The organism is Comamonas sp. lk (assembly GCF_900564145.1).
Taxonomy (GTDB): Bacteria; Pseudomonadota; Gammaproteobacteria; order Burkholderiales; family Burkholderiaceae_C; genus Comamonas.
Genome location: NZ_UOOB01000001.1, coordinates 3,632,090 through 3,648,284 on the forward strand (window position 1 = coordinate 3,632,090; position 16,195 = coordinate 3,648,284).

General features: G+C 63.0%; 15 protein-coding genes and 1 pseudogene. 9 read left to right on the plus strand and 7 right to left on the minus strand.

The features are described from left to right. Positions 1-19 precede the first annotated feature (19 nt). Genes EAO39_RS16575 through EAO39_RS16585 form a run of 3 tightly spaced genes read left to right on the plus strand, consistent with a single transcriptional unit; the run spans position 20 to position 4,902 of the window. Positions 20-1,588: a GGDEF domain-containing protein gene (locus tag EAO39_RS16575; protein ID WP_120969520.1), complete on the plus strand. Its 1,569-nt coding sequence runs from the start codon at positions 20-22 to the stop codon at positions 1,586-1,588. A gap of 9 nt (positions 1,589-1,597) precedes the next feature. Next, positions 1,598-3,193, plus strand: a complete 1,596-nt coding sequence (locus tag EAO39_RS16580; protein WP_120969523.1) for an alkaline phosphatase D family protein — start codon at positions 1,598-1,600, stop codon at positions 3,191-3,193. Between the two features lie 56 nt (positions 3,194-3,249). Beyond that, on the plus strand, positions 3,250-4,902 hold the full coding sequence (locus tag EAO39_RS16585; protein ID WP_120969526.1) for a phospholipase D family protein: 1,653 nt from the start codon (positions 3,250-3,252) through the stop codon (positions 4,900-4,902). Positions 4,903-4,918: 16 nt separating this feature from the next. On the opposite strand, the gene EAO39_RS16590 is transcribed toward EAO39_RS16585, so the two are convergent. Then, positions 4,919-6,262 carry an FAD-dependent oxidoreductase gene (locus EAO39_RS16590; protein ID WP_120969529.1) on the minus strand — a complete coding sequence of 448 codons (1,344 nt, stop codon included), beginning with the start codon at positions 6,260-6,262 and terminating at the stop codon, positions 4,919-4,921. Between the two features lie 416 nt (positions 6,263-6,678). On the opposite strand from EAO39_RS16590, the gene EAO39_RS16595 reads away from it, so the two are divergent. The 3 genes from EAO39_RS16595 to EAO39_RS16605 all read left to right on the plus strand — a co-directional run bounded on the left by EAO39_RS16595 (position 6,679) and on the right by EAO39_RS16605 (position 8,205). Next, entirely contained in the window at positions 6,679-6,942 is a 264-nt protein-coding gene (locus EAO39_RS16595) for a ParD-like family protein (RefSeq protein ID WP_120969532.1), read from the plus strand. Continuing rightward, the gene (map, locus tag EAO39_RS16600) at positions 6,939-7,745 is read left to right on the plus strand and encodes a type I methionyl aminopeptidase (protein ID WP_120969535.1); all 807 of its coding nucleotides are present in this window, start codon (positions 6,939-6,941) and stop codon (positions 7,743-7,745) included. The genes EAO39_RS16595 and map overlap by 4 nt, the downstream gene beginning before the upstream one ends. A gap of 127 nt (positions 7,746-7,872) precedes the next feature. Next, positions 7,873-8,205 carry an SMR family transporter gene (locus EAO39_RS16605; RefSeq protein ID WP_120971205.1) on the plus strand — a complete coding sequence of 111 codons (333 nt, stop codon included), beginning with the start codon at positions 7,873-7,875 and terminating at the stop codon, positions 8,203-8,205. Here EAO39_RS16605 and EAO39_RS16610 read toward each other — a convergent pair. The 5 genes and pseudogenes from EAO39_RS16610 to EAO39_RS16630 all read right to left on the minus strand — a co-directional run bounded on the left by EAO39_RS16610 (position 8,199) and on the right by EAO39_RS16630 (position 11,427). Beyond that, the gene (locus EAO39_RS16610; protein WP_120971206.1) at positions 8,199-8,879 is read right to left on the minus strand and encodes a dienelactone hydrolase family protein; all 681 of its coding nucleotides are present in this window, start codon (positions 8,877-8,879) and stop codon (positions 8,199-8,201) included. The genes EAO39_RS16605 and EAO39_RS16610 overlap by 7 nt on opposite strands. Positions 8,880-9,130: 251 nt before the next feature. Further along, entirely contained in the window at positions 9,131-9,553 is a 423-nt protein-coding gene (arfB, locus tag EAO39_RS16615) for an alternative ribosome rescue aminoacyl-tRNA hydrolase ArfB (protein ID WP_120969538.1), read from the minus strand. A 10-nt stretch (positions 9,554-9,563) separates the two neighbouring features. Further along, complete coding sequence (locus EAO39_RS16620) at positions 9,564-10,517, minus strand: alpha/beta hydrolase (protein ID WP_205589399.1); 954 nt, start codon at positions 10,515-10,517, stop codon at positions 9,564-9,566. 11 nt (positions 10,518-10,528) lie between these two features. Then, positions 10,529-11,011 (minus strand): type II 3-dehydroquinate dehydratase, encoded by a 483-nt coding sequence (gene aroQ, locus EAO39_RS16625; RefSeq protein ID WP_205589400.1) that lies wholly within the window; start codon positions 11,009-11,011, stop codon positions 10,529-10,531. Positions 11,012-11,147: 136 nt separating this feature from the next. Then, positions 11,148-11,427, minus strand: a pseudogene (locus EAO39_RS16630) (hypothetical protein). A gap of 278 nt (positions 11,428-11,705) precedes the next feature. Between EAO39_RS16630 and EAO39_RS16635 the strand changes: the two are divergent. After that, on the plus strand, positions 11,706-13,523 hold the full coding sequence (locus EAO39_RS16635) for a glutamine--tRNA ligase/YqeY domain fusion protein (protein WP_120969547.1): 1,818 nt from the start codon (positions 11,706-11,708) through the stop codon (positions 13,521-13,523). A 69-nt stretch (positions 13,524-13,592) separates the two neighbouring features. On the opposite strand, the gene EAO39_RS22720 is transcribed toward EAO39_RS16635, so the two are convergent. Next, on the minus strand, positions 13,593-13,763 hold the full coding sequence (locus EAO39_RS22720) for a hypothetical protein (protein ID WP_162989599.1): 171 nt from the start codon (positions 13,761-13,763) through the stop codon (positions 13,593-13,595). 80 nt (positions 13,764-13,843) lie between these two features. On the opposite strand from EAO39_RS22720, the gene EAO39_RS16640 reads away from it, so the two are divergent. Next, positions 13,844-15,262, plus strand: coding sequence for a YdgA family protein (locus EAO39_RS16640; protein WP_120969550.1), 1,419 nt, complete (start codon positions 13,844-13,846; stop codon positions 15,260-15,262). Positions 15,263-15,522: 260 nt separating this feature from the next. Then, on the plus strand, positions 15,523-16,179 hold the full coding sequence (locus tag EAO39_RS16645) for an FMN-binding negative transcriptional regulator (protein ID WP_120969553.1): 657 nt from the start codon (positions 15,523-15,525) through the stop codon (positions 16,177-16,179). Positions 16,180-16,195: the final 16 nt, after the last annotated feature.

Sequence of the window (16,195 nt, forward strand, 5' to 3'; positions counted from 1 at the left end):
CACAAGGACTTGTCTGTTCATGGCCGAGCGCACTCCTGCTGACCTTGCCCGCGAAACCCTGAAACTGCTGGCCTTGCGGCGCCTGGCGCCCACGCCGCAAAACTACACGGCGGTGTATGAGGAAGTCTGCGGCCAACCCACGGCCGCCAGCTTTCCCCAGGGGCCGCTGAGGCATATCCTGGCCCTGCTGCCGGCGCAGACGCCGCGCCAGAAGCGGCTCAATCAGCAACTGGCCCAGAGCATAGAAGAGCGCAGCTGGCCTGCGCTGCAGCAGGTGCTGGCGGCTTTTGCCAATACCGAGCTGGAGCTGCATGCGCACAGCCATCCCACGCTCCAAACGCCGGAGCTTGCTCCGCCCGAGCCCGACGCGCTGCTGCCGGTGCCGCTGGGCCAGGAAATCCTGCGCTATCTGCAGGCCCTGCTCGGCCTCTTGCCTATCGCACAAGCGCAGCCTCTGGAGCAGGCACTGGCCGAGCTGCTGCATGCGCCTGAGATATCCAGCAAAAAACTGCTGCAGACGTTTAAACAACAGCGCAACAAGCTACTTTTTTTGATAGCTGATCAACAGCAGCTGCAGCAGCAGATGGATGGCTTTGTACAGCTCAGCGGCCGGCACTGGCAGCAAGAGGCCGTCTCCAGCCCCTGGCTGGCGCCCGCCGCCCAGGCCTTGCAACAGGCACTGACCCCCCCTTGCTCGCCCAGCCAGCTGAGCACCGCCTTGCAGCAGCTGCGCGAGCTGATGCTGCTGCGCCTGCAGACCCAGGACCACTGGGAGCAGGCCGAGCACCACTTCAGGCAATTGCTGACGGCCTTGAGCGAGCAGCTGGCGGGCACGCAGCAAAAGCAAGGCGCCGCAGGCCAGCAACTGGAGCAGGCTGCAGCGCAGCTGGCCGACTCCAGCCGCCCCGAACAGGCCAGCGCCGCCTTGCAGCAGGCGCTTGCCGCCACGCAGTTGCTGGCCCGCAGCCAGCAGGTGGCGCAAACCCAGTTACAGGATTTGCAGCAGCGCGCCGATCAGAGCGAGGCCCAGATCGAACAACTGCGCCAGCAACTGCAAACCGCGGCCCAAAGCAGCCGCATCGACGAGTTGACCGGTCTGCCCAACCGCCTGGGCATCGCCGAGATGCTGGAGCGCGAAGTGGCCCGCGCGCGCCGCCATGGCAAGCCGCTGTCCGTGGCGCTGCTGGACATGGACGGCATGCGCGCCCTCAACCAGGAACATGGCCAGGCCACGGGAGATGCAGCGCTGCAGCATCTCGCCTATATCGCCCGCAGCCAGTTGCGCCCCGAAGATGTGCTGGGCCGCCACGACGGTCAGCGTTTTTTGCTGCTGCTGCCGGAAGCCGCCGAAGCCCATGCCGTGCCCGCCGTGCAACGACTGCAGCAACAGCTGCAAACCCATGCCTTGCTGCAAGCGGACTCGCGGCTTTTGCTGAGCTTTGGGGCCGGAGTTGCCCAGTTGCAGCCGCATGAGCAGTCCATGGACCTGCTGCGCCGCGCCGATGCCGCCATGCTGGCCGCCAAACAGCGCGGCCCGCGCAGCATTGCCGGAGCACAGGAACTGCAGACGCCCACGGCCGCTGAATAATTTCATAGCATGTACCGCACACCCACATTGGATAGACGCCGATTTTTGATCACATCCAGCCTGACCAGCGCCCTGGGCAGCCTGCCGGCCTGGGCGCGCCAGGGCGAAGCTCTGCGCCACAACCCTTTCACGCTGGGTGTGGCCAGCGGCGATGCCCAGGCCGACAACGTGCTGATCTGGACCCGGTTGACGGCAGCGCTGGACTATCTGGGCACGGACGCCGTGCCCGATCTGCCGCCCATGGAGGTGCACTGGGAGCTGGCGCATGACGCCCAGTTTCGCCAGCCTGTGCGCCGAGGCAGCAGCGTGGCCAGACCGGAGTCCGGCCATGCGCTCCATGTGCAGATCGACGGCCTGGACGCCGACCGCTGGTACTTTTACCGCTTCCGCTGCGGCGAGGCTTTGAGCAGCACGGGCCGCTGCCGCACGGCTCCGGCAGCGGGTGCGGCCGTGAAAAAGCTGCGCCTGGCCTTTGCGTCCTGCCAGCGCTGGGAGCATGGCTTCTACAGCGCCTGGGCCGATGCCGCCAGGCAGTCGCCGGACATGGTGCTGTTCCTGGGCGACTACATCTATGAATACGCCAAGCCCGCCAAGCCCGACGGCCTGGCCCGCCCCCAGCCGCTGCGCACGGCCCAGACCTTGCAGGACTACCGCGACCGCTATGCCTTGCACAAAAGCGACACCCATCTGCAAGCCGCCCATGCCGCGTGCAACTGGTCGGTGATCTGGGACGACCACGAAGTGGAGAACGACTATGTCTCCGAATATGGGCGCGGGAACAGCGCTCAGTTTCTGGCCAGGCGCATGGCCGCCTGGCAGGCGTTTTATGAAAACATGCCGCTGCGCGCAAAGTCCTTGCAGCCCGGCTTTCAAGGCCTGAGCCTGTACCGCACGCTGAACTGGGGGCAACTGGCCCGCATCCATCTGCTGGATGGGCGTCAATACCGCGATCTCCAGGCCTGCCGTCCGCCCTGGCAGGCCAGCACCGGCACCGTCAACCCCGAGCAATGCAGCGCCCTGCATGAGCCGGCCCGCAGCTTTCTGGGCTGGGATCAGGAGCAATGGCTGTACCGGCAGCTGCAGACCGACTCACGCCAGCACGCCGCCGCAGCGCGCTGGAGCCTGCTGGCGCAGACCACGCTGTTCTCGGCCCGCCACCTGCCCAGCGGCAGGCAATCGACCGACACCTGGGATGGCTACCCCGCCGCACGCCAGCGCTTGGTGCAGCAGATCAGCCAGAGCGCGCCGCACAACAGCGTGCTTCTGGGCGGCGACATTCACCAGAACTATGTCTGCGCCCTGCCCGCCCAGGCCGAGCGGGCTCCGGACAAGACCAACCCCATTTTGGCTAGCGAGTTCTGCGCCACCTCCATCAGCTCGCACAGCGGCACTACCCAGGCGCGGGTCGATGCCATCGTGGACCACAACCCGCAAGTGCTGTATGCCCGCTGCGACGAGCGCGGCTACAGTCTGGTGGAGATCACCCCTCGCGGCATGACTACCGAGCTGCGCGCCGTAAGCAATCCTCTGCAGGCCGACAGCAACGTCTACACCCTGGCCCGCTTTGCGGTGGAAGACGGCAGGCCCGGGCCGCTCAAGATCTGAAGCCACCCGGGCGCACCTGAAGCCAGATCAATGAGCGCTGCGGCATACTGCCGGACATGCCCAGCCTCAGCCCTCGCCCCGCTTCTGCCGCCGCCCTTGTTGCGGCCTTGCTGCTCAGCGCCAGCCTGGCGGGCTGCGGCCTGCCGCCCATGCCGCCACGTGCAGCAAGCCAGGCCCTGGATACGCAGCAGGCCCTGCAAACCCGGCTGGGCCAGGCCTTGCAGCCGCTGCAGCAGGCCCACCCCGATCTCTCGGGCATTCATGCGCTCAGCGATGCCTATGCAGCCTACGCGGCGCGCGCCCTGCTGGCCCGCGCGGCAGAGCGCACGCTGGATGTGCAGTACTACATCTGGCGCAACGACATCACCGGCCATCTGCTGCTCGACGAGTTGCTGCGCGCCGCAGACCGTGGCGTGCGCGTGCGCCTGCTGCTCGATGATGGCGGCACCTCGGGCATGGACGCCACGCTGGCTGCCCTCGACCAGCATCCGGCCATCGAGGTGCGGCTCTTCAACCCGTTTGCCCTGCGCACACCCAAATACCTGGGCTATCTGACCGAGTTCTCGCGCACCCAGCGGCGCATGCACAACAAGAGCTTTACGGCCGACAGCCAGGCCTCCATCGTGGGCGGGCGCAATATTGGCGACGAGTACTTTGCCGCCACCGACGGCGTGCTGTTTGCCGACCTGGATGTGATGGCCATAGGCGCCGTGGTGCCGTCCATCAGCCGCGAGTTTGATCGCTACTGGGCCAGTGCCTCGGCCTATCCGGTGGCCAGTCTGCTGCCCGTCATGCCCGACTATGCCGTGCAGCATGCTTATGAAGGCCTGCACGCAGATGCCAGCCGCCCCGAAGCCCAGGCCTATGTGCACGCCGTGGCACAAAGCCGCTTCAGCCAGGATTTGGTGGCCGGCAGCCTGCCCCTGCAATGGGCGCCCGCCACTCTGGTCAGCGACGATCCGGCCAAGGTGCTGAGCCAGGCCCAGCCCCAGCATCTGCTGCTGCCCCAGCTGCTGCCGGTGATTGGCGAGCCGCAAAAGCAGCTGGATCTGATCTCGCCCTACTTTGTGCCCACCGAGGCCGGCGTCAACGCCTTTGCCCAGTTGCAACGCCAAGGCGTGCGCGTGCGCATTCTGACCAACAGCCTGGAGGCCACGGACGTGGCCGCCGTACACGCTGGCTACGAGAAATACCGCAAGCCGCTGCTGCAAAGCGGGGTGCAGCTGTATGAGATGCGCCGTCAGCTGGATCTGCGCCCGCAGACTGCGGCCGCGCAAGCAGCGGCGGCAGCCGCAGCCAAGGGCGAGAAGCGCGCCGCGCCTTCTCCTGCCGCTGTCGGCAGCGGTGCCGGCAGCTCCACCGGCAGCTCGGGTGCCAGCCTACATGCCAAGACCTTTGCCATTGACGGACAGCGCCTGTTTGTGGGCTCGTTCAACTTCGATCCGCGCTCGGCCCTGCTCAACACCGAGCTGGGCCTGGTCATAGAAGACGCCGCCATGGCGGGCGAGATCACGCAGTCCCTGGATCAATACCTGCCGCGCATGGCCTACCAGGTGCAGCTCAACGAGAAGCAGCAGCTGAGCTGGACCAGCCAGAACCCGCAGCCTCCGCATGAAAACCAGACCACCACCACCGAGCCCGGCACCAGCTGGTGGCAACGGGTCATGGTACGCATACTGAGCTGGCTGCCTATAGAGGGCTTTCTTTAAAGCTGTCTTCTAAACGTTAGTCCAGCCGGATCGAGGGACGCAGGCGCGAATTCATCAGGTCGATCAGCCACAGCAGGCCGCCGCGCCAGAAGCCGTACAGCCGCGCCTGGTGCGAGCGGTACAACATGATGTGGCTGAGCATGGCCAGCCGCCCGCGAATCACGCCGCCGTTGAACAGGCCGAACTTGCCCAGCGAGCCATAAGCGTCGTACTGCGCCAGCGAGACCAGCGCACCGAAATCGCGGTAGGCAAAGCCCACGGGCTTGGCGCCGGGACGCTCCAGCAGATGCGGCAAGGTCTCAATCAGATAGCGCGCCTGCTGGTGGGCCACCTGGGCCGTGGGCGGCAGCGGCGACTCCTGGCCCGGCAAGGTGTAGCTGGCGCAGTCGCCCAGCGCGTAAATAGCGGGATCGCTGGTCTGCATCTCGTCGTTGACCAGCAGTTGATTGCTGCGCGTGGTCTCCAGGCCCAACTGGGTCAGGAACTCCGGCGCCTTCACGCCCGCCGCCCACACGCGCAGGCTGGCGGCAATCAGCTCGCCATTGGCCAGCTCGAAACCCTGGGCCGTGGCGCTTTTCACCCGGCCGCTCACGATGACGGAAACCCCTAGCGCCTCCAACCGCTGGCGGGTGGCTTCGGAGATTTCCTCGGGAAAGCTGGGCAGCACGCGCGGGCCGGCCTCGATCAGCACGATGCGGAATTTGGCGGCCACGCCAAGCGCTCCGTAAGCGGTAGCACTCTCCGCAAGCTGTACCAGCTCTGCAGCCAGTTCCACCCCGGTGGCACCGGCACCCACGATAGCCACTTGCAACTGCTCGCCACTGGTCATGCATTGCACCATGCGCAGGCGAATCTCCTGATTGAAGGCATCGGCCTTGCGGCGCGAGTCGATCATGAAGCAATGCTCGGTCACACCGGGCGTACCGAAGTCATTGGCACCGCTGCCCACGGCAATCACCAGTTTGTCATAGGGCAGACGGCGGCTGGGCACGATCTCGCGGCCGTCGGGAGCCTGTATGGGCGCCAGCAAAACCTCCCGGGTACTGCGATCCAGCCCGCACATCTCGCCGGGCTGGTAGGCAAAGTGGGCATCCGTGGCCTGGGCCAGATAGGTGGTCTGCTGCTGGGCCAGATCCCGGGTTCCGGCGGCAATCGTGTGCAGCATGGGCTTCCAGACATGGGCAGAGTCGCTGTCCACCAGCGTCACCGTGTCGATGCAATCGCTTTTGAGCTTGCCCAGGGCCGTGGCCACTTCCAGCCCGGCCACGCCGCCGCCCACCACCACAATGCGCGCGCCCCCCGCCGGTTGCGCTTGCGGCTCTTGAATGGCTTGCGCCGCCTGCTCTTGTGCCTTGATCATGAAGAGTCCCTAGCTTGTGTCAGCGCCTCTTGGCCGGTCGCCGATCACCGATTGCAAAAATGGAAGCTGCAAACCTTGATCGGGTTTGCTCTGCGTCAATTCTTCTTCAGTTTTGATAGCAAGAAAATCAATGTGGATATGAGCAATTCGAATGATATATATCTAATAGAAGACTTGATTCCCAGCAGGCGGCACTTGCGAAAAACTTGGCCACCCATGCAGATTACGCATCGACAGAACCCATATTCAGCTTGCGCCGGCCGCTATCAAATTAATTAGCGCACTGCAGGCCCAAGGCCCTCTTTTAGCCTTGTATTTTTGTTTGCCATGTCAAGCACAGACAAACCCGGCCACCAAACAATGCGATTTGCATTTGTCAATATACGAAACGTATATCAACCGTATGATGCCCGGCCATGGGAATCGTCAAAATTTCAGATCAGTTGCACGACCAGATCCGTGTCTCCAGTGCGGCCCTCGGCCGCTCCATCAATGCACAGGCAGAGCACTGGCTGCGTGTAGGCCAGCTGGCCGAGCACCACCCCCAGCTCAATTACGAGGGCATCTGCGCCTTGCTGTTGCAGCAGGCCGAGCGCGAGCTGCTGCCTTCGCAAAGCTATGCAGCCGACGCTGCTGCGCGCCGCCCGCGCCCGGTTCGTCTGGTGGGAGGCATGCAATGAAGCGCGGCAAGCACAAAGTCGTGCCCATCAACGACGCCAGCGACATTTTTCTCTCGCGCAAGGCCGGCGGTCTGGCGGCCAAGGTGCTGGCCATGCTCACGCCCCATGTACAGCCCGGCGTGAGCACGCAAGACCTGGACCAGCTTTGCCATGACTACATAGTCAACGAGCTCCAATGCGTGCCCACCAATGTGGGCTATCACGGCTTTCCCAAGACGGTGTGCACTTCGGTGAATCACGTGGTCTGCCACGGCATCCCCGATGCCAAGCAAATCCTCAAGGAAGGCGACATCATCAATGTGGACGTGGCCGTGACCACGCCCGAGGGCTGGATTGGCGACACCAGCCGCATGTATTACGTGGGCCAGCCCAGCAATCTGGCCAAGCGCCTGGTCAACACCACCTACGAAGCCTTGCTAGCCGGCATTCATGCCGTCAGGCCCGGCGCCACGCTGGGCGATGTGGGCCATGCCATCCAGACCGTGGCCCACCGCGAGCGCTTTTCCGTGGTGCGCGAGTATTGCGGTCACGGCATCGGCAAGGTCTACCACGATGAGCCCCAGGTGCTGCACTACGGCACGCCGGGCCAGGGCCTGGTGCTGCAGCCGGGCATGATCTTCACCATCGAGCCCATGCTCAACGCCGGCAAAGCCGCCACGCGCGAGCTGGCTGACGGCTGGACGGTGATCACCAACGACAAAACGCTCTCGGCCCAATGGGAGCATATGGTGGTGGTCACGGAAACCGGCTTTGATGTGCTGACTGCCTGGCCCGAGGGTACGGGCGACTATCCGGCCATCTGAAGCCCCGGCCCGTGTGCGCACAAGCCAGCGCGGCCTGCAAGCGCGGGACGCCAGCACCGGGGAAATGCGCAGGGATTTGCAGGCCGCCTCTCGCGCGGCCGGCACTGTGCCACTACATTCGGCAACCATGAGCAATTATGTGTATCTGGGCCTGGCCATCATGACCGAGGTAGTCGCCACCTCGTTTCTTGCCAAATCGGACGGCTTTACCAAGCTGGTCCCCACCAGCATTGCCCTGGTGGGCTATGCCATCTCGTTTTACCTGCTGGCCCTCACGCTGCGCGTGGTGCCCACGGGCGTGGCCTACGCCATCTGGTCGGGCGTAGGCATTGTTCTCGTCTCGGCCGTGGCTTACTTCTGGCAAGGCCAGAAGCTGGATGGCCCGGCGCTGATAGGCATGGCCATGATTGTCTGCGGCGTGCTGGTGATCAATCTGTTTTCCAAGACCGCAGGTCACTGAGCCGCATCGTCCTCCAGCTCGGTCAGATCCTGCAGCCAGTGCATGCTGGCGCGCAGCTCTTCCGGGCGGATTTCATGGGCGCCGGCATATTCGTGATAGCTCAGCTCCAGCGGCAGCGCGCCCAGCTTGTCGCGAATGGCGTGGGCGCTGGTCAGCGGAATCACATTGTCATAGCTGCCGTGGCTGACCCAGATGGATTTGCCTTCGAACGCCAGCGCCGGCGCATGCAGATGGGCGATCTCGGGCAGCAGGCGGCTATGCCAGATGACGGCGGCACGCAGCGTCTGCGGCTGGGTCAGCAACTGGCTCAGCGCCATGATGCCGCCCTGGCTGAAGCCGCCCAGCACCACGCGCTCCGGCGCAACACCCAGCTGCTGTGCGGCCTGTTCCACGGTTTGCTGCACCAGTGCGCGCGCCTCTTGCTCCTGCGGCGCATGGATATGGCGCACGCCATCGGCGCTGACCGTGAACTGAAACCAGGCAAAAGCGCCCTGACCCAGAGCAAACGGTGCACGCAAGCTGAGCACATGGAACTGCGGCGGCACATAGGCAGCCAGACCGAACAAGTCCTGCTCATTGCTGCCCACGCCATGCATGAGCACCAGCAGCCAGGCGGGCTGGCCTGGCGCCGGCTGGGCGGGACGCTGCAAAAAGCCCAGGGGCAAAGAGGTCAGAGGCAGAGAAGTCATGGCCGGCTCCATAAGGTCGTGAAATGGGCTAGGGCCGGAATTTTAGATAAAAACCGGCTCATGCCCTTGTTGATCATGCGCAACCAGCTATCAAATTCATAGAAAGCCAATCAAATGCGTTGGCGCAGTGATTGTGGCCCTCAATGCCTAGCCCTGCTGGTTCAAGCAGGTTTTGATAGCAGCTGACGCAAATCGGCGTTCGTTTGCCGCCACAAATCTTCTATAGACCCGGCGGCTCAGCCCAGGTCCACGGGGCGCTTGCGCGTTGCCTTGATGCCGGAGCGCAGATTCTTGCCCTGTAGCCGCCGCTGCTGTGAAGCGCGGGTGGGCCGCGTGGCCTTGCGCCGGCGCGGCTCGGTAGCCACCGAGGCCACCAGAGCATTGAGGCGCTGCAGCGCATCCCAGAGGTTGTGCTCCTGGGTGCGGTATTTCTGTGCCTTGATGACCACCACGCCCTGGTCGGTGATGCGCGAGTCGCCCAGAGCCAGCAGCCGCTGCTGCACATCCTGCGGCAGGCGCGAGGCCGGCACATCAAAGCGCAGATGCACGGCACTGGCCACCTTGTTCACGTTCTGGCCGCCCGGGCCCTGCGAACGTATGGCCGTCCAGGCAATATCGGCCTCGAACAGCTCCAGATGAGCGGGCAAGGGCGCCGTCATGACAACACCTTCATGCCAGCGCCTTTTTCAGCGCCGCGCAGAAAGCGGCCGGAGCCTCATGCTGCGCCCAGTGACCCACGCCTTCCAGCGACTGCCAGTGCAGATCGGCAGCGTACTGGCGCTGCATGGCGGCACGCAGCTCCTCCAGGCGCCCGGTATAAAGCGGGTCTTGCTCGCCATAGATGACGGCCAGCGGCATCTTCAGCTTGCCCAGAGCCTGGGCCAGGATATCGGTCTGCGACAGGCGGCGGCGCGGCAAGCGGTCGCGCCCCACGTTCAGTGCATGCAGGGCCAGAGTCTCCTCATCGATCAGACTGGCATCATGCAGCATCAGTGCCGCCAGGTTGTAGCGGTGCGCTTCCATCTGCGCCTGCAGCCCTGGCAGATGGCGCCAGCCCTTGAGCCGCACGGCCTTGCCCTCGGTCAGCCCCATGCCGGGCGCACCCACCAGCACCAGGCGGTGGAACAGCAGCGGAAATTCCGCCGCCATCAGGCCCGCCGCCATGCCACCAAAGGAAAAGCCCAGCAGATCGCATACGGGCTCCGGCTGCGCCGGACCCAGCAATTGCTCTATGCCATAGGCCAGGGGAGCCAGCATGGTGTCCACATCCACGCCGCCAGGCACCGCGTCGGATTCACCAAAGCCCGGCAGATCGGCAAGCCACAGTGTGTAGCCGCTCAAAAGCAAGGGCTCGATCACGCGCGCCCAGTGCGTCCAGCTGCCGCTGCCGCCATGCAGCATGACCAGAGGCCGCGCCTGTCTGGCCACGCCGGCCGGCGGCTGCCAGCCGTGCCAGACCATGCGGGCAAGCTTGTCGCCACCGCCAGTCTGCGGACTCAAGGCCGTGGTGACGCGGCGGCTTTGCGCCTGCAGTCTGAGCAGCGACTCCGGAACCGCCAAGCCCAGTTGCTGCGCTGTACAAGCCAGGGAACGCTCTTCAAGACTGTCTTCGGCAGCCGCCATGGAACCAGCAGTTACCACTGGGCCACCGCATCAATCGCCAGACCGTAGCCGGCCACGCCAAAGCCGCACATCACGGCACGGGCGGCAGCCGCCAGATAGGAGTGGTGGCGAAAGCTCTCGCGCGCATGGACATTGCTGATGTGCAACTCCACCAGCGGCACGCCCGTGCCCTTGACGGCATCGAGCAGCGCCACGCTGGTGTGGGTGTAGGCACCGGCATTCATGATCACAGCGGCCAGCTCGCCCTGGGCGTGCAGACGGCCGGCCTCATGCACCCAGTCCACCAGCTCGCCTTCGTGATTGCTTTGGCGAAATTCCAGCTTCAGTCCGTGGCGCTCGCAAGCAGCGCTGCACAGCGTGTTGACGTCCGCCAGCGTGGCCGAGCCATAGATGGCGGGTTCGCGCATGCCCAGCAGATTGAGGTTGGGGCCATTGAGGACAAAAACGGTTTTCACGGCGACTGCTCCATTGCTTGTATTGCTTCTGATCGGCATGCATTATGCGAGCGCCGCTCCGCTCTCGCTGCGAGCCGCACCCGGTGGCCAGGCGATGCCGCATACAAAAAGCGGCTGCACAGGCAGCCGCTTTGGATGGTGGGAGCGAAGCCGCTACGCCGCCTTGACGGCCAGCTTAACGACCGTAATGGTGGTGATGACCCCGGTGTCCATTCCAGTAACGGGGGCCGCCGCGGTAGTAACCATAGCCGGGCGCCACGTAGACCGGTGCAGGGGCGTAGACCGGGCGTGGTTCGTAATACACGGGTGGGGGCGGTGCGTAGTACACGGGGCGGGGAGGCGCCATATAAACCGGTGGGGGAGGCGTACACAGGTGCGCCCACGACCACGCCGGGCACACCGATACCAACCGACAGGCTGACACCACCATGGGCCTGGGCAACGCCCGCAGCCATCAGACCGGCGACAGCGACGGTGCCTGCGGCCACCAACTTTGCAATCCATCCGGCAGTTGCTTTGAACATCACAATCTCCTCTGTTTATCCGTTGATATCAGATCGCTGGCAGCCGAAAAGCGCAACAAGCGGCAGGCTGGACCTTCATCGACCATGACAATACAACGCATGAGACACCCATCCGGATGGCAGGGTTCCCCACAAGATTGTGTCCAAATGCACTTCCGTGCTGTCCAGAGGTCAATGCGAGGGCATGGCCGCGCGCCTAGAATGGCGTGATGAGCTCTGCAGACGCCTCCAAACCTACCAATACCGCCCCCGAGGCGGTCAAGCCGACCAATTTCCTGCGCCAGATTATCGAATCCGATCTGGGCAAGGGCACTTATGCCCAACGCCGCTGGGGTGGCGCGCCAGGCGATGCCCAGCACCACCAGCAAGGCCAGGTGGACGCAGCCAAGATCCGCACCCGCTTTCCGCCCGAACCCAACGGCTATCTGCACGTGGGCCACGCCAAGTCCATCTGCCTGAACTTCGGTCTGGCGCGCGATTTTGGCGGCGTCTGCCACCTGCGCTTTGACGATACCAACCCGGAAAAAGAAGACCAGGAATACGTGGACAGCATCAAGGATGCCGTTCAGTGGCTGGGCTTCGACTGGAAGGACGCCCAGGGCAACAGCAATCTGTACTTTGCCAGCAATTACTTCGACTTCATGTACCGCTGTGCGGTGTATCTGATCGAACAAGGTCTGGCCTATGTGGACGAGCAATCCGCCGAAGACATGCGCGCCAACCGTGGCGACTTCACCCGTCCCGGCGTGAACAGCCCCTTCCGCGACCGCTCGGTGGCTGAGAACCTGCAGCGCTTTGCCGACATGAAGGCCGGCCTGCTGGCCGACGGCGCTGCCGTGCTGCGCGCCAAGATCGACATGGCCGCGCCCAATATCAATCTGCGCGACCCGGCCATCTACCGCGTGCGCCACGTCGAACACCACAACACCGGCAAGCAGTGGTGCATCTACCCGATGTACACCTTTGCGCACCCCATCGAGGATGCGTACGAGCACATCACCCACAGCATCTGCACGCTGGAGTTCGAAGACCAGCGCCCGTTCTACGACTGGCTGCTCGACCATTTGCGCGCCGGCGGCCTGATCGACGCGCCCCAGCCGCGCCAGTACGAGTTCTCGCGCCTGAACCTGACCTATGTGATCACCAGCAAGCGCAAGCTCAAGCACCTGGTGGACAACGGCTTCGTCACCGGCTGGGACGACCCGCGCATGCCCACCGTGGTCGGCCTGCGCCGTCGCGGCTACACGCCCGCCTCCATTCGCAATTTCTGCGAACGCATAGGCGTGACCAAGGACTACAGCTGGATCGACTACTCCACACTGGACGGTTGCCTGCGTGAAGACCTGGAAAACCAGGCCCATCGTGCCATGGTGGTACTGGACCCCGTGAAGCTGGAGCTGAGCAACTGGGCCGAAGTGTTTGGCTCTGCCGAGCACCTGGAAGCCTGCACTCTGCCCGCCCTGCCCCACCACGGTGAAGGTGAGGCAGTTGCCGAGCGCCATTTCACCCTGGGCCGCGAAGTGTGGATCGAGCGCGAAGACTTCGCCGAAGTTCCGCCCAAGGGCTACAAGCGCCTGTTCCCCGGCAACAAGGTACGCCTCAAGGGCGGCTATGTGATCGAATGCACGGGCTGCGAAAAAGACGCCGACGGCAATGTGACCAAGGTGCTGGCCACCGTGGTACCCGACACCAAGAGCGGTACGCCAGGTGCGGATGCCGTCAAGGTCAAGGCTGCCATCACCTGGGTGGGCGTGGCCGACGGCCTGCAAGCCGAAGTGCGCCTGTATGACCGCCTGTTCACCGACCCGCAGCCCGATGCCGGCGGCAAGGATTTCCTGGCGCTGCTGAACCCGGACAGCCTCAAGGTCGTGACCGCTTATGTGGAACCTTCGCTCAAGGCCGCTCAGCCTGACGACAAGTTCCAGTTCGAGCGCTTTGGCTACTTTGTGGCCGACCGCAAGGAGCACAGCACTGAAAAGCTGGTATTCAACAAAATCACCGGACTCAAGGACAGCTGGAATAAATAAGCGCTAAGCCCAACCTTAGAAAAGGCTGCCAATGGATTCATTGGCAGCCTTTTTTATTTTCTTTTTTACTCATTCGCGGCTAAAAATCCATATCCAACCACGCTTGGCGGCAAAAACAATGGCTGCAGAAAAGTTGCACAAATTGAAACTTGGTACCTCCACAAAGTGCCAGGAGTTGAAAAAAGCAATACTTTTCAATCGCAATGTCAAAAAACCATTGGCCACGAGAATTTCAACCATTTGTTTCTACAATTGAATCCATACAGTCGCTATCGGGCTGAGTGTTTCAGTTGTTTTCATCCATGCTCAAAAGGGGAAAAATGAAAAAGAAAATCGGTGCAGGTATTGCCGCCGTCGTCGTCCTGGCCACAGGAGTTTTGGGCACCAGCTATTACATGGGTGGCAAGTTACAGCAGGATTTCACCAATGCCGCAGCACAGTGGAGCCGCGACGATCTGAAGATTCAGATCACCAGCTATGAGCGCGGAGCCTTCTCCTCGGCCGCCAAGACCGTGTGGACGCTGGATCAGGATGGCGACCCGGTGCAGTTCACCGCCGAACACAAGATCAGCCACGGCCCGCTGCCCATGGGCCATGCCGCCCAGATCAACACCTTGTTCCATCTTCCGGACGATGCCGACCCCGGCCTCAAAGCCGCACTCATCGGCCGCGCCCCGGTGCAATTGCTCACCAAGGTGGGCTGGGGTCACAGCACTTCCAATCTGATGACCTCCCCACCCGTCAAGGCCAGGGTCAACGACTCGGACATGGACTGGGGCGGCATGACCATCCAATGGGACATGCCCTCCGACATGAAGGCCATCAAGGGCACGGCCAGCATTCCGGCGCTGCAATTCAAGGATGAGGAAGGCAGCATGAGCCTGGAGAAGGCCAGCATGCGCTTTGACGTGCTGCAGCCCAAGGGCCAGCAGTTCTGGATCGGCCCCATGAACATGGCCATAGACAAGGTCACCACCACCCATGCCGAGCCAGACTCGCCACCCTCGTCGATTCAGGGGCTGAGCCTGGATTCGGACACGGTGCTCAAGACCGACACGCTGGAGATGACGCTCAAGGGCGGCATCAAGAGCGCTCAGATGCAAGGCAAAACCGCCGATGATCTGGTCTGGGATCTGAGCCTTCGCAACATCGATGCCGCCTGGCTCAACCACGTCATGGAGCTGAGCCAGAAAAAGAGCCCGGATCAGGAGCAGACCGACAGCGAAGATGATGGCAGCGATGACACCGACGCCCCCGGCGGAATCGATCTGCGCCAAGCCATGCTGAAGACGATCTCGCAGGCCCTGGCCCGCAAGCCTGAGATCGAGATCAAGCGCCTGGCCATGCGCACACCCGAAGGCGTCAGCGAATTCGCGGCAACGCTGCAGTATCTGGGCGATGGCGAGAACTTGAACAAACTGCCCACGGATCTGAAACTCACGCTCAAGACCAGCCTGCCCAAACCGGTGATGGAGAGCATGATCACCGCGCGCAAACGCAACCAGCTGATCGAAGCGCTTGATGAGGAAGACAACGACTACTCGATGGAAGATTTTGAGCGCACCGCCAAAATTCAGGCGGCGGCCGATATTCAAATGCTTCAGAAAAGCGGCATCTTTGAAGACAAGAGCGGTCTGATGAGCACGCAAATCGTCTATGAGGCCGGAATGTTCCAGGTCAATGGCAAACCGCTCGATGGCGAGGGTACGGCCATGCTGTTTGGCACGCTCACCGATTAAGAGCCGCTGACGTCGCTATCAAGGCCTGCTCACGCAGGCCTTTTTCATGCGCCCCGCTTGTCGGCCCGTCGCCGCCGTAGCACCGCAGCAGCTCGCGATAAACTGGTTTGCACCCACCGGAGGATTGAAATGATCACCATTTTGACCGTGGTGCTGCTGGCGGCGGTGCTGACCCGGCTGATGATGCGCTAGGCAAAAAATTCGCCAAAGTCCCATAAAACAAAGCGCTTCAAGCTATCAATTAAAGAGTAATCCGCGCCATGTATAACTCGCCACATTTCGCTGTTGATGATCGTGCCCAGTTGCTGGAGCTGATGCGCAGCCACCCGCTGGGCTGTCTGATCGCACAGGGGCCACAGGGTCTGGACGCCAATCATCTGCCGTTTGAAGTGCGCGAGAGCGAGGACGGCCAGCTACAGCTGTGGGCCCATGTGGCCCGCGCCAATCCGCTGTGGCAGCAGCTAGGCGATGGCATGCCGGTGCTGATCGTGTTTCGCGCCGAGGAAAGCTATATCTCCCCCAACTGGTATCCCAGCAAGCAGGCCACCCACGAACAGGTACCTACCTGGAACTACCGCGTGGTGCATGCCCATGGAACGCTGCGCATACGCGATGACGAAAAATTCGTGCGCGGCGTGGTCGGGCTGCTCACCCGCAGACACGAACTGCGGCTTGGCCAGAGCGGCGAACACCAGCCCTGGAAGATGAGCGATGCGCCGCAGGACTATCTGCAAAAGATGCTGGGCGCCATCGTGGGGCTGGAAGTGGATGTGAGCCGGCTGGAAGGCAAATTCAAACTCAGCCAAAACAAAAGTGCTGCCGACCAAAAAGCCGTGGCCGACAGCCTGCTGGCCGCAGGCTTTACCGACATGGGCCGCCGCATGCAGGAGCAGCAAGCCCCTGAATCCAGGGATTGAGCCAGCCAGGCCTGCA

Bases quoted from the DNA above. Each gene is read 5' to 3' on its own strand.
- EAO39_RS16575 (WP_120969520.1), top strand. From the start codon at position 20: ATGGCCGAGCGCACTCCTGCTGACCTTGCCCGCGAAACCCTGAAACTG.
- EAO39_RS16580 (WP_120969523.1), top strand. From the start codon at position 1,598: ATGTACCGCACACCCACATTGGATAGACGCCGATTTTTGATCACATCC.
- EAO39_RS16585 (WP_120969526.1), top strand. From the start codon at position 3,250: ATGCCCAGCCTCAGCCCTCGCCCCGCTTCTGCCGCCGCCCTTGTTGCG.
- EAO39_RS16590 (WP_120969529.1), bottom strand. From the start codon at position 6,262: ATGATCAAGGCACAAGAGCAGGCGGCGCAAGCCATTCAAGAGCCGCAA.
- EAO39_RS16595 (WP_120969532.1), top strand. From the start codon at position 6,679: ATGGGAATCGTCAAAATTTCAGATCAGTTGCACGACCAGATCCGTGTC.
- map (WP_120969535.1), top strand. From the start codon at position 6,939: ATGAAGCGCGGCAAGCACAAAGTCGTGCCCATCAACGACGCCAGCGAC.
- EAO39_RS16605 (WP_120971205.1), top strand. From the start codon at position 7,873: ATGAGCAATTATGTGTATCTGGGCCTGGCCATCATGACCGAGGTAGTC.
- arfB (WP_120969538.1), bottom strand. From the start codon at position 9,553: ATGACGGCGCCCTTGCCCGCTCATCTGGAGCTGTTCGAGGCCGATATT.
- EAO39_RS16620 (WP_205589399.1), bottom strand. From the start codon at position 10,517: ATGGCGGCTGCCGAAGACAGTCTTGAAGAGCGTTCCCTGGCTTGTACA.
- aroQ (WP_205589400.1), bottom strand. From the start codon at position 11,011: ATGCCGATCAGAAGCAATACAAGCAATGGAGCAGTCGCCGTGAAAACC.
- EAO39_RS16635 (WP_120969547.1), top strand. From the start codon at position 11,706: ATGAGCTCTGCAGACGCCTCCAAACCTACCAATACCGCCCCCGAGGCG.
- EAO39_RS22720 (WP_162989599.1), bottom strand. From the start codon at position 13,763: ATGGTTGAAATTCTCGTGGCCAATGGTTTTTTGACATTGCGATTGAAA.
- EAO39_RS16640 (WP_120969550.1), top strand. From the start codon at position 13,844: ATGAAAAAGAAAATCGGTGCAGGTATTGCCGCCGTCGTCGTCCTGGCC.
- EAO39_RS16645 (WP_120969553.1), top strand. From the start codon at position 15,523: ATGTATAACTCGCCACATTTCGCTGTTGATGATCGTGCCCAGTTGCTG.